Raw genomic sequence first — 12,725 nt, forward strand, 5'->3', positions numbered from 1 at the left:
AGGGAGGAGTAGCCCACCAACTTAAGTTCATAAAAACTTTAAGTTAAATAGGGAAGTTTACGATGTGTCTTGAACATAACTCTATGAGGTCTCAAGAACACAGTTTTCAAAACCATAGGTCGAAATAAAACACACTTAGCTAAACAATGGATATTATACAGGACATTCGAAATCGTGCACAATCATCACTAAAAACTATTGTATTACCACGCTCTTCTGATCCACGTGTGATACAAGCCGCAGAATTTCTGCATAACGAGAAGCTGGTTCGCCCTGTTCTTATTAAAAACGAGGGAGCGGTCATTCCGGAAGAACTCACTATTGTTGATCCCGAAACAGACGATAACCTTAAAAAATATGCCGATGCTTTCTATGAGCGCCGAAAGCATAAAGGCATCACCAGAGAAGAAGCCGTAAAGACCGTTAAAGATCCCCTTTATTTTGCTGCTTCCATGATTGCAGCCGGAGATGCTGACGGCGCCGTTGCAGGTTCTGTTTCAACAACCGGAGAAGTGCTGCGGGCAGCTATTCAAGCCGTGGGGCTCAAAGAAGGCTCCAATGTGGTTTCCAGTACGTTTTTGATGAGTTTTGATGATGGCCGCGTGTTCACGTATGGTGATTGTGCGGTAGTGCCTTATCCAAATTCTGAGCAACTGGCTACTATCGCGATGGACTCAGCTCAAACGCACAAGAAAGTGACCGGGAAGGATCAAAAAGTATCTATGCTATCTTTTTCAACCAAAGGAAGTGCGGTTCACGAGCGCATTGAGCTGGTGACCAAAGCACTGGAAATTGTTAAATCCCACAATCTGGATTTTCCCGTAGATGGCGAGCTGCAATTTGATGCCTCCATCGTTCCGGAAATTGCCAAGCGCAAAGCACCTGATTCAGAAGTAGCGGGCAAAGCAAACGTTTTTATTTTCCCTAATCTGGATGCTGGTAATATTGGCTATAAAATCACGGAACGTCTGGCTGGGGCTACCGCTACGGGCCCAATCATTCAAGGCCTCGCCAAACCCATGATGGACCTCTCACGTGGTTGCAGCTGGGAAGATATTGTAAATACCGCTTGCGTAAGTGCTTTGATGTGTGAAGTTTGATGTAAGCATTATCTTATTATCTGCTATACTATCACTTTGTCACCACTGCTAAATTTATAGAACAGAGAGCCAAAAATAATTGGCTCTCTGTTTATACACGCTTTACTTACTCTGTAGCTAAAAATGCTTCTATTTATTCCTTATTGGGATAAGTTTTTGAAGAATTTTGACCAGATATTTCTTACAATCTTTCAATCATTTTAAAAATAAAAGGTCAGATGAAGAATAGAGTCAAGTTTTTGGTTTTAGGGGTGTTGCTGTTTTCTGCAAACGGATGTGTAACTGTATTTTCTGAGTTTCAAAGTGCTCGTACTTTGGGTGAAGGGAATAAGGAAGTTACTGCCAACATATCCGGGGTAAATTATGCAGGAGAGGGAGACAATGAATACCATCAAACCAACATTGGCGTTCAATTTGGAATGGGCCTCAACGAATCCGCTGATATACGTTTCAGAATTGAAAACCTGAATCTGTCAGGTGAGTCCGGAGATAACTTTGAATACTATGCGGTGGGAGTAGGACCGAAGATCAGCCTGATTAGAGATAAGATGGCTTTATATGTTCCCATAGGTTTTGCTTTTGATTTTGGGGATAGATTAGAAACCGATGAAACCTTTGAAATACAACCTACGCTGCTATACACTTTTCCGGTTTCAGAAGATTTCGAAGTAAACACCTCTGGTAAATACATTTTTGTTTTTGAGGATTCTCCTGATGCTTTACGAGACGATGCTTTAGCGTTTAATATTGGCCTGGGCATTTTCAGTAATTCTTTTACCGTTCGTCCGGAAATGGGTTTTATGATTTATCCAGAGGATACAGACATGCTTTTCTTTCATTTTGGGACCGGGGTAAGCTATAATTTCTGATTTTATAGATGTCTTCTCATTAACGAAGTATTGGGCCTCAAGCAGCTACTGAACCCGGCCTTAGTCTGTAAGCTATTTTTCAACTGCTGATAATTACCTGCCGATTGCTGTAATAGAAATTCTCAATCATTTCGGTTTAGGGATGAGAGGTAGATTTTGTATATTTGAACTCGTTCTAAATAGGCTAGAAAAACAACGAACGCAAGAAATTAGAAGGTTGTTTTTTCGTAAAGCCACAAAGACAAATTTTTAAAACCAACTACAGCTAATGAGCGAGACGCAAGCATTAGAATCAATGATTGGGGAAGAGTACAAATATGGCTTTTCCACCGATGTTGAATATGAAGATTTTCCCACAGGACTGAATGAGGATATCATCCGTGAGCTTTCGGCACGCAAAGAGGAGCCGGAGTGGATGCTTGAATTCCGCCTGAAGGCTTTCCGTGCATGGCAGGAGATGGAAGAACCCGACTGGTTCAATGCCACTTATGAGAAGCCTGATTTCGAGAATATCCAGTACTATTCAGCTCCAAAAAATAAGCCGAAATTAGACAGCCTGGATGACGTAGATCCCAAAATCAAAGAGACTTACGATAAGCTTGGGATCCCTTTAGAAGAGCAGAAACAACTGGCAGGTGTGGCTGTTGACGCCGTATTTGATAGTGTATCGGTATTTACAAGTTTCAAAGAGAAGCTTGCAGAAGCAGGCGTTATCTTCTGCTCCATTTCAGAAGCCATTCAGAATCACCCCGAATTGGTGAAAAAATACATGGGTTCTGTAGTTCCTGCACGTGATAACTTTTACGCAGCATTGAATTCAGCCGTATTTTCTGACGGCTCGTTCTGCTACGTGCCGAAAGACACCGTGTGCCCGATGGAGCTTTCTACCTATTTTCGTATCAACAACATGAATTCCGGGCAGTTTGAGCGTACGCTCATCATCGCAGAAGATAATTCTCATGTGAGCTACCTGGAAGGCTGTACGGCTCCAATGTACGATGAGCACCAACTGCACGCAGCTGTGGTAGAGTTGGTAGCTATGGATGATGCCGAGATCAAGTACTCCACTATTCAGAACTGGTATTCCGGTGATGAAGAAGGAAAAGGCGGTATCTACAACTTTGTAACCAAGCGTGGTGCTTGCCGAGGCAAGAATTCAAAAATTAGCTGGACCCAGCTTGAAACCGGTTCAGCCGTAACGCTTAAATACCCAAGTGTGATTTTGCAGGGCGATAATTCCATTGGCGAATTTTACTCTGTTGCTGTAACCAACAAAAAACAGCAGGCCGATACCGGCACCAAGATGATTCACATTGGTAAAAACACCAAGAGTACTATTATTTCTAAAGGTATTTCTGCGGGTCGTTCCAATAACAGCTACCGCGGAGAAGTGAAAATCAATAAAGGTGCTGATGGCGCTCGTAATTACTCAGTGTGTGATTCCATGTTAATTGGACAGGAGTGCGGAGCGCATACTTTCCCATATATTGAATCCAAAAACCCAACAGCCAGTGTAGAGCACGAGGCTTCCACTTCACGTGTAGGTGAAGAGCAAATCTTTTACCTGATGCAGCGTGGAATCAGCGAGCAGGATGCGATTTCCATGATCATCAATGGATTTGTGAAAGAAGTATTGAAAGAGCTGCCCCTTGAATTTGCTACCGAAGCAAACGCCCTGCTCGATGTGAAGCTGGAAGGTAGTGTTGGATAGAAATTTTAAATGTTGAATGCTGAATGTTAAATGTAACAGAGCACACATTTAACATTCAAAATCTAAAATTCAACATTCCCTGAACAAATTAGACAATCAAAAAAAGACAAAAAGAACAGAAACGTGTTAGAGATCAAAAACTTACATGCCTCGGTTGAGGGCGAAGACGAACAGATTCTCAAAGGTGTAAACCTCACCATCAACAAAGGAGAGATCCATGCGATTATGGGTCCAAACGGAAGTGGTAAAAGTACGCTGGCCAAAGTAGTATCCGGCCATCCGGAATATGAGGTTACCGAAGGAGAGATCCTTTTTGAAGGCGAAGATGTAACCGAATTAGACGCCGATGAAAGAGCTCACCTTGGAATGTTCCTTGCTTTCCAATATCCCATTGAAGTTCCCGGAATCACCAATCGTACATTGTTGCGCGAGTCTTATAATACCATCGCTCGCGAAAATGACCGTGAAGAACTGGACCCGCTCGAATTTGACGATTATTTGAAAGAGCGTCTTGAAGTGATTGACATGAAAGACGAATTCCTCGAGCGTAGTATCAACACTGGTTTTTCCGGTGGTGAGAAGAAGAAGAACGAGGTATTCCAGATGGCCGTGCTGAATCCTAAGCTGGCTTTCATGGATGAGACCGACTCCGGATTGGATATTGATGCCCTGAAAATTGTTTCTGATGGCATCAACAAAATTGCCGGCCCGGAAAATGCCATTGTGCTTATTACGCACTATCAGCGTTTGCTCAACTACATCACTCCAGATTATGTACATGTGATGATGAATGGTAAGATTGTAAAATCTGCCGGCAAAGAGCTGGCTCTTGAACTTGAAGATCAGGGCTACGAGCAATTGGAAAAAGAATTTTCTGTAAACGGAGAGGCTCAGTAATGAGTGTAGCAGTTAAAGAAAAAGAAACCATATTGAATTTTTTGGACGGCGATTTCGGGACGGTATCCAACATTCCGACGATCGCTGGAGTGAATGAGAAAGGAGCCGGAAATATTTCCGAATTTCCTTTTCCTAAAAAAAAGGATGAAGATTGGAGATTTACCGATCTGAGATCCATCAGTCGCAACCATTTTGTGCCGGTAGCAGATGCCGGGGCAGAGCCAGTGGGAGACATTAGCAAGCATTATCTGCCGGAGGCAAAAAATAGCCGGCTGGTATTTGTGAATGGCGAATTTAATACCGAGTTGTCCTCCACCGAAGATATTCCTGAAGAGGTAATTGTGGGTAATATGGCGGCTTATGGAGACAACGAGATCCTCCAAAAGCACTTGGGTAAATACACCAATTATGACCAGGATCAGGACGTTTTTGCTGCATTGAACGATGCGAATTTCAAAGACGGCACCTTTATCTATGTACCTAAGGAAACAAAGGTAGAAGCGCCGATTCACATCCTGAACATCTTCACCGATGCTCAAAAAGCTTTTTATGCCACTCCGCGTGTGTTGTTTGTTGGGGAAGCGTACTCCAAAGCTACCATCGTGGAAGAGCACATCGCATTAGTTGAAAACGAGTACCTGAACGTGACGGTAAACGAATTCAAATTATTTGAAGGCGCGCACGTTCACCATGCCCGTATTCAGCGCGACAGCAAGAAGGCGAACCATATTTCCCGTCCGCTTGCCCATTTGGACAAATACGCTGAATATCATTCCTACACTATTTGTCTTGGAGCCAAGTTGTTCCGCAACGATCCGAGGGTAGTGCAGAATGATGAAGAAGTAGATTTCACCATTGATGGTTTAGTGCTGATTGATGGCGAACAAATCGCTGATACGCATTCGGCTATTGATCACCGACACTGGCATGCGAAAAGTCACCAGCTTCACAAAGTGGTAGTGAATGACAATGCGCACTCCATCTTCAACGGTAAGATTTTTGTACGGGAAGATTCCCAGAAAATTGACTCTTTCCAGGAAAACAGAAACTTGTTGCTTTCTGAAAACGGTACGGTGAATACAAAGCCACAGCTTGAGATTTTCTCTGATGATGTGCTTTGTTCACACGGTGCCACCATTGGTCACTTGAATGAAGATGAGGTATTTTACCTGCACAGTCGTGGGTTGACCAAAAAGAAAGCGCGTGAACTACTGGTTTATGCTTTTACGCTCGAAAGTATCGAGACGATGGAAGTTGAATCAGTACACAAGTTATTGCTGGAAGAAGTTGTTAAGTATACCTCTCGCGACGAAGAATTTGTTGCGGTTGGTAAAGATTAGCAAACATTACTTCCGCTACTACGCAGAACGTACGTAGCGAGTTTGTTTGAAGAAATTCCATTAATTGCACTCGCTCCTGCGCTCTGCGTCGGAGCGATGTGTGATTTCTGACAGCGTTGAATTATTGTTTAATGAAGTCCTCCCTTGAGGGAGGTGCCCGATTGAACGAATGTGAAGTCTGGCGGAGGGTGTAAGCCAAGGATCATATTGCAGGCATAAACCAAAATATTCCTTGGCACTAACACCTCTCCCGGCTAAAGCCGTACTCTCCTCAAGGAGAGACTATTCCGAGACTAGATAAGTTTCGAGATTGATACCTAAACACTTGATATTCTATTATCATGCAAGAAACCCTGAATACAGAGAATAAAACCAATATCAATTGGGAAGCCAACCGGGCACAATTTCCTGTGCTACAGCGGGAAGTGAACGGCCAGCCTTTGGTCTATCTGGATAATGGGGCTTCCAGCCAGATGCCTCAGCGGGTCATTGATCGAATCAATGCATATCACGCTAACGAGCACTCTAATGTGCACCGTGGCATTCATTCTTTAAGCCAGTACGCTACGGATGCCTATGAACTGGCTCGTAAGCGGGTTCAAAAGTTCATCAATGCGCGGTATGAAGAAGAGATTATTTACACTACCGGCACAACGGATTCCATCAACCTGGTAGCCCAGAGTTATGGCCGGAAACACTTCAAAGAGGGGGATGAAATTCTGCTTACGGCTATGGAGCATCACGCCAATATTGTTCCCTGGCAAATGGTGGCAGAGCTGACTGGAGCAACGATTAAAGTGATCCCTATGACGGACGAAGGGGAGTTGTTGATGGATGAGTTCCATGCTTTGCTTTCTAACAAAACCAAGATGGTGGCCGTTGTTCACGTTTCCAACGCGTTGGGAACCATCAATCCGGTAGAAGAGATTATTGAAGCGTCGCACGCTAAGGATATTCCGGTTTTGGTAGATGGCGCCCAGGCAACCCCGCATTCTGTAATTGATGTTCAGGAACTTGACGCTGACTTTTATGCTTTTTCGGCTCATAAAATGTGTGGTCCTACAGGCTTCGGCATTTTATATGGTAAAAAGGAATTGCTGAATGAGATGCCTCCATATCGTGGGGGAGGAGATATGATCGACAAGGTGACATTCGAGAAAACCACTTGGAATGATCTTCCTCACAAGTTTGAAGCGGGAACCCCACCGATTTCGGCCGGGGTGGGTTTTGCAGAAACCATTGCTTTTTTGGATGAAATAGGCATGGAGAACATTGCCGCTCGCGAACAAGAGTTACTGGATTATGCAACGGAGAAATTGAACGAGATCGACGGATTACGAATTGTGGGAACGGCCCGCAATAAAGCTTCGGTGATTTCATTTTTATTAGAGGGCATTCACCCAACCGATGCGGGCACTATCCTGGACCAGAAAGGGATAGCGGTACGAACGGGGCATCATTGCACGCAACCCATTATGGACCGGTTTAAAATCCCCGGTACCGCCCGTGCTTCCATATCTTTCTACAACAATGAAGAAGATATTGACCGTTTGGCTGAAGGAATTAAATACGTAAAAGAATTTTTTTGATAATAAAGGAGAACTGAAATGGCTAAAATTAAAGAAATAGAACGCACCCCAAACCCAGATGCTATGCGCTTTGTGCTGGCTGAACCACTGACTAACGGAACTACGCGTTCCTTTGAAAGTGCTGCTGAAGCCGAAGGCGATGAGCTGGCGTCTGCATTATTTGACGTAGATAACGTAATCAACGTGTACTACGTGGATAAATATGTAACGGTAACGCAAGACGGTAAAGCTGTTTGGTCGGAATTACTCCGTAAACTGGCTCCGCCTATTCGCGAAGCTCAACCGCTTACCATGGAAGAGGACGATACCGATGTACACCTGAGTAAAGAAGTACAGGGTTCGGACGATCCCCGTTTGCAACAAATTACCCAAATGCTGGACGAGCAAGTACGTCCTTACCTGCTGGCTGACGGCGGTGGATTGAAAGTGCTTGGTCTGGAAGAAAATCGACTGAAAGTACACTACCAGGGAGCTTGCGGAACGTGCCCAACGGCTACAACCGGAACGCTGTACGCCATCGAAAGCATGGTGAAGCGCATCGATCCTAAAATTCAGGTAGTATCAGTATAATTCATTTGGAGCAGTATCATGGATGAACTTTCCATTACAGAACGAGCTACGGAACGCATCAATTTAATCCGCAAAGAACAAAATGTGCCGGATGATGCATTTCTCCGGGTAGGAGTTGTGAGCGGTGGATGTTCGGGGTTAACCTACGACCTTGAATTTAATTCTGATGTACAGCCCGAGGAGAACGATAAAATCTTTGATGTCGACGGATTGAAGGTCTTAGTTGACATGAGAAGCTTTCTTTATCTGGCGGGAACTGAGCTCGATTATACGGAAGGATTAGAAGGGCAGGGGTTCCACTTTAAGAATCCCAACGCCACCCGTACGTGCTCCTGCGGAGAATCCTTTTCCATATAAGTTTCATTTTATAATTGTCATTCTGAGCCTTAGCTAAGAATCTTTTTGAATAAACGAGATCCTTCGCTATCGCTCAGGATGACATATCAAAACGGTTATGTCTGAAGATACGATTGTCAATAAAGTACAGCAGAATACGAAGCTCGTCACGATAGATCTGCAGAAATTCCATGATGCTACGCCTATTGAAGAGCTGGATATCAAGCAGTTTCTGTTTCAGGAATTACTGCTGAAGGAGAAAGATTTTCGTCAGCAGATTAAAGATTTTGACTGGTCCCAGTTTGAAGGGAAATACCTATGCGTGTACTGCAGCACGGATGCCATCATCGCTCCATGGGCATGGATGTTGATTACGGCTCAAGCTTCAAAATACGCCAAAGAAGTGTTTAAGGGACGCAAAGATGCCTTTCAATACCAACTCTACCAACGTGCCCTTGATGATGTAGACTGGGATCAGTACCAGGATAAGTTTGTGCTGTTAAAAGGATGCGGCGACGTGCACGTGCCGGATTCCATTTATCTGCACGCCACCAATAAACTCATGAAACGGGCTAAGAAAATTATGTACGGGGAAGCTTGTTCTAATGTGCCGGTTTGGCGGGGTTAAGGGATCACAGATTTGTGGGATGAATGGATTTAGGGATTAATTTCTGTTGGGTTAAAATTCAGGTAATCCTATTATCATTAAAATATTGGTTTTAAACTATTTGCTTATCAAGGGATACTTCTCTGGATTTTTGATGGAATCAAGGTGTAGATCTACATCCAAGTCCGGCCAGTAGAAGTGATCCTGGGAAGGATTCTCTACATTTAGCACTTCCTTTATATTTGCCTTTTCAAACCATGGAAACTGATCAAAGGGTAAGAAATATTCTTTAGAGTCGTAAAAAAGCCAAATTCCATGAGATGAGATATTTGTTATCTCTGTTTTAGCTTCTGAAATGGTTGTTCCAGCTTTCTCTGATTTCATTTTCATGCTCATTTACTTGTTCAAGGATTTCTTTTAGCTGCTTTGAATTTAATCCATAAGAAGTCTCAATTTCTATTTGTGGCTCAATCCATATTTTAGCCTCACCTTCAGCATGAATTACATGGATATGAATTCTATCTTCTTCTCTTGAAAAGAAAAAGAATCTATATCCTTTGAATCTGAATACTGTTGGGCTCATATTTTCAATCTAACTTCAAAATACTAACGAATCAAGCATGCACATATTAATCACCGGCACCTCACGCGGCATTGGCCACTCCATTTGTGAATTGTTATTGGAAAAAGGCCATTCAGTCACCGGTACTTCCAGATCTTCCAATACACCATTTCCCAATAACCAACATTACACACATCTAAAATGTGATTTGGCTATAGAAGAGGAGGTTGAAAACCTCAAGGGAGTTTTCCATGGAGAGAATATTCCTGAAGTACTCATCAACAACGCCGGGATGTTTGAAGAAGCGCAGTTTGATATCTCCGATGAAGACTGGCTCGAAAATTGGGATAAAACCTTACAGGTGAATCTCCGATCGGCGGCCTTACTTTCCAAGTGGGCGTTGAATACCTGGACCAAGGCTGACATTGAAGGAAGACTTATCAATATTTCATCAAGGGCGGGCTATCGGGGAGATACGGGCGAATATGCCAGTTATGCCGCCAGCAAAGGAGGGATGGTAGCTTTCACCAAAAGCATCGCCCGCAGTTTTGGCAAGCACGGTATCACGGCTTACACCATTGCTCCCGGTTTTGTAGATACCGATATGGCGCAGGGTTCCATAGAAGTGTACGGATCTGATTATCTAACCAAAGACCTGGCGCTAGATTCCATTGCCCCACCCGGACAAATTGCTGAAATTACTCTGCTATTGGCAGAAGGCAAACTCACCCACGCCACCGGCCAAACCTTTCACGTGAATTCGGGCAGCTACCTGATCTGATTTTAAATTGAATGTTTGGGCTTATCACACATGACCAAAATATGTAATAAAATAAGACCTGTTTATACATTTAGATCCCTGCCTGCGCAGGGATGACGCGTTTGAAAGAAACGAGCCAAAAAATCTGCGAAATCCAAAAATCCAACAAATCTGTGTTCCCATTTTGTCTTTTCCCGATTAAGTCGCAATTTCCGGCATGACAGACATCAGAGACCGAAAAAAAGACCACGTAGAGCTTACCACCGACGAAGCCACGCAATACCAGCAATCCTCGGGATTTGATCAATTCCGGTTTATCCATAACGCGCTTCCAGAGGTTAACTTCGGGGAGATATCTACTGAAGCTTCTTTTTTAGGACGAACCTTTGATTTTCCATTTTTTATTTCATCGATGACGGGAGGGTATGCAGAAGCTGGTCCTGTTAACGCAATTATTGCTGAATTTTGTGAGGCTGAGAATTTGCCTTTTGGAGTGGGAAGTCAGCGTGCCATGCTGGAAGATGAAAGTCTCACCGAGACCTTTTCAATAGTTCGAAAGAAAGCGCCTAATGCATTTATCTGTTCTAATATTGGCGGGGCTCAGCTTTTTGGCGGACTTGAATCAAAGAAACTGCGGTTGTTGGTAGATTCCATAGAAGCCAATGCGGTAATCGTTCATCTGAATCCGCTTCAGGAACTCATGCAGCCGGAAGGCGATCGTAATTTTAAAGGGATTTTAGACGGCATTGAACAGCTGGTACAACAAACTGAACTGCCTGTAATTGTAAAAGAAACCGGTGCAGGGATTTCTGAACACACTGCAAGACGGTTACTGAATGCTGGAGTGGAAGTTATTGATGTAGCCGGGGCAGGAGGGACCAGCTGGGCAAAAGTTGAGAATTCCCGGGCGACAAATACCCAATCCAATCATGATTTTGACGAATGGGGACTACCCACCGTCTACTGCATTCGTCAGCTAAGCAAACTCGAATGGGAGCGAAGTTTTGAAATTATAGCATCCGGTGGTATTCGATCTTCATTTGATATCGCCAAATCACTTTGTTTAGGTGCTCATTTTGCGGCCACAGCTCAGCCTGTCATCAAATCCATCAAACAAAACGGTTATGACGGATTGGAAGAATGGTATGGGAAGTGGAAGAAAGATCTGAGGTTGATCATGACGCTTTTGGGATGCCGGACTGTGCAGGAGTTGTCGGAGGCGCATCTTTTGAAAATTTGAAGTCTTTATTTCAATCTTCTAAGCTGATCAGGAGCTCATATTTAGGCATTATTCAACCCACTCCAAATAAAGCAGAAAAGCTGTCAAAACCCTGTCCTATTTTCCTTATCTTTGTCTGATTCATCTACGGGAAGAACATTGAGCAAAACCAATTTACACACACAGTTATTAGAAAAGATCGAAACCGGTCTGAAGGCACTTGATTTGCCAGGCTCTCCGGTTAGCTTGTATGAACCTTATCGATATGCACTTTCGGTAGGAGGTAAACGAATACGTCCCATTTTGGCTTTGGTCTCTTGTGGTTTATGCAAGGGTAAAGTTGATGATGCACTCCCTGCGGCTTTGGCCCTGGAAATATTACACAACTTCACCCTGGTGCACGATGATATTATGGATAGCGCTGAAACCCGCCGAGGTGAACCCAGCGTGTACAAAAAGTGGAGTGAAGATGTAGCCATTCTTTCCGGTGATGTGATGTTTGCGGATGCGTACAAGCAGTTGGCTTTTTATGGCCACTCTGAGGAATATTCCAAAGAGGAATTTGCAGCCATACATGATGTTTTCACGCAATCGGTAATTACCGTGTGTGAAGGTCAAGCGCTGGATATGGAATTTGTGGACCGGGATTCGGTAACACGTGATGAATACCTCGAGATGATATCCGGCAAAACAGCCGCTTTAATAAGCGGAGCGCTTGAAATGGGAGCTATCGCGGCGCATGCATCCACAGAACAACGTGAACAGCTGGCCAGTTTGGGGGTTGAAATGGGACTTGCTTTCCAGATTCAGGATGACCTGCTGGATGCAACAGCTAATCCAGAAAAGTTTGGCAAACGTCCCGGCGGAGATATTTTTGAAGGCAAGAAAACATATCTTACTATCTTTGCGTTAGAACGTGCGAATACTTCACAACAACAGTTAATACGGCAGGTGCTGGATGAAAATGAACCCACACAAGAACGTGTTGACCATGTATTGGATACTATGAAGGAACTGAATGTACTTGATGATGTGGCTGCACAGGTACAAAAGCATTATCAGAAAGCCGGCGAATTGCTGCATTCATTTGCAGATTCGGAATACAAACAAGAGCTTCAAAATCTTCTTAACTTTCTACAAAATCGTGATCATTAATTCACAGAAT

At 43.7% G+C, this 12,725-nt stretch carries 14 protein-coding genes; 12 read left to right on the plus strand and 2 right to left on the minus strand.

Going from position 1 to position 12,725, the window contains the following annotated elements:
- Positions 1-146 precede the first annotated feature (146 nt).
- From pta to FN815_RS01360, 9 genes are all read left to right on the plus strand, one after another.
- The gene (gene pta / locus FN815_RS01320) at positions 147-1,100 is read left to right on the plus strand and encodes a phosphate acetyltransferase (protein WP_142452787.1); all 954 of its coding nucleotides are present in this window, start codon (positions 147-149) and stop codon (positions 1,098-1,100) included.
- 218 nt (positions 1,101-1,318) lie between these two features.
- Entirely contained in the window at positions 1,319-1,969 is a 651-nt protein-coding gene (locus FN815_RS01325; RefSeq protein WP_142452788.1) for a hypothetical protein, read from the plus strand.
- Positions 1,970-2,237: 268 nt separating this feature from the next.
- Positions 2,238-3,680: a Fe-S cluster assembly protein SufB gene (gene sufB, locus FN815_RS01330; RefSeq protein WP_142452789.1), complete on the plus strand. Its 1,443-nt coding sequence runs from the start codon at positions 2,238-2,240 to the stop codon at positions 3,678-3,680.
- A 123-nt stretch (positions 3,681-3,803) separates the two neighbouring features.
- Positions 3,804-4,577 carry a Fe-S cluster assembly ATPase SufC gene (gene sufC, locus FN815_RS01335; protein ID WP_142452790.1) on the plus strand — a complete coding sequence of 258 codons (774 nt, stop codon included), beginning with the start codon at positions 3,804-3,806 and terminating at the stop codon, positions 4,575-4,577.
- The gene (gene sufD, locus FN815_RS01340) at positions 4,577-5,917 is read left to right on the plus strand and encodes a Fe-S cluster assembly protein SufD (RefSeq protein WP_142452791.1); all 1,341 of its coding nucleotides are present in this window, start codon (positions 4,577-4,579) and stop codon (positions 5,915-5,917) included. The genes sufC and sufD overlap by 1 nt, the downstream gene beginning before the upstream one ends.
- Positions 5,918-6,258: 341 nt before the next feature.
- Positions 6,259-7,506, plus strand: coding sequence for an aminotransferase class V-fold PLP-dependent enzyme (locus FN815_RS01345; RefSeq protein ID WP_142452792.1), 1,248 nt, complete (start codon positions 6,259-6,261; stop codon positions 7,504-7,506).
- A gap of 18 nt (positions 7,507-7,524) precedes the next feature.
- Positions 7,525-8,076 (plus strand): NifU family protein, encoded by a 552-nt coding sequence (locus tag FN815_RS01350; RefSeq protein ID WP_142452793.1) that lies wholly within the window; start codon positions 7,525-7,527, stop codon positions 8,074-8,076.
- 18 nt (positions 8,077-8,094) lie between these two features.
- Positions 8,095-8,433 (plus strand): HesB/IscA family protein, encoded by a 339-nt coding sequence (locus tag FN815_RS01355; protein WP_142452794.1) that lies wholly within the window; start codon positions 8,095-8,097, stop codon positions 8,431-8,433.
- A 97-nt stretch (positions 8,434-8,530) separates the two neighbouring features.
- Positions 8,531-9,040, plus strand: a complete 510-nt coding sequence (locus FN815_RS01360; protein WP_142452795.1) for a DUF2480 family protein — start codon at positions 8,531-8,533, stop codon at positions 9,038-9,040.
- Positions 9,041-9,136: 96 nt separating this feature from the next.
- Here FN815_RS01360 and FN815_RS01365 read toward each other — a convergent pair whose 3' ends face one another.
- A complete protein-coding gene (locus FN815_RS01365) occupies positions 9,137-9,403 on the minus strand; it encodes a DUF2442 domain-containing protein (RefSeq protein ID WP_142452796.1) in 267 nt (88 codons plus the stop codon).
- Positions 9,363-9,602, minus strand: coding sequence for a DUF4160 domain-containing protein (locus FN815_RS01370; RefSeq protein ID WP_142452797.1), 240 nt, complete (start codon positions 9,600-9,602; stop codon positions 9,363-9,365). Before FN815_RS01370 ends, FN815_RS01365 begins: the two co-directional genes overlap by 41 nt.
- Before the next feature lie 37 nt (positions 9,603-9,639).
- Between FN815_RS01370 and FN815_RS01375 the strand changes: the two genes are divergently transcribed.
- The 3 genes from FN815_RS01375 (at position 9,640) to FN815_RS01385 (ending at position 12,715) form a co-directional block, all read left to right on the plus strand.
- Positions 9,640-10,362, plus strand: coding sequence for an SDR family oxidoreductase (locus FN815_RS01375; protein ID WP_142452798.1), 723 nt, complete (start codon positions 9,640-9,642; stop codon positions 10,360-10,362).
- Between the two features lie 196 nt (positions 10,363-10,558).
- Complete coding sequence (gene fni, locus FN815_RS01380; RefSeq protein WP_142452799.1) at positions 10,559-11,581, plus strand: type 2 isopentenyl-diphosphate Delta-isomerase; 1,023 nt, start codon at positions 10,559-10,561, stop codon at positions 11,579-11,581.
- Positions 11,582-11,719: 138 nt separating this feature from the next.
- The gene (locus FN815_RS01385) at positions 11,720-12,715 is read left to right on the plus strand and encodes a polyprenyl synthetase family protein (RefSeq protein ID WP_142452800.1); all 996 of its coding nucleotides are present in this window, start codon (positions 11,720-11,722) and stop codon (positions 12,713-12,715) included.
- The last annotated feature ends 10 nt before the right edge of the window (positions 12,716-12,725 follow it).

The organism is Gracilimonas mengyeensis, from assembly GCF_900182705.1.
Lineage (GTDB): Bacteria > Bacteroidota > Rhodothermia > Balneolales > Balneolaceae > Gracilimonas > Gracilimonas mengyeensis.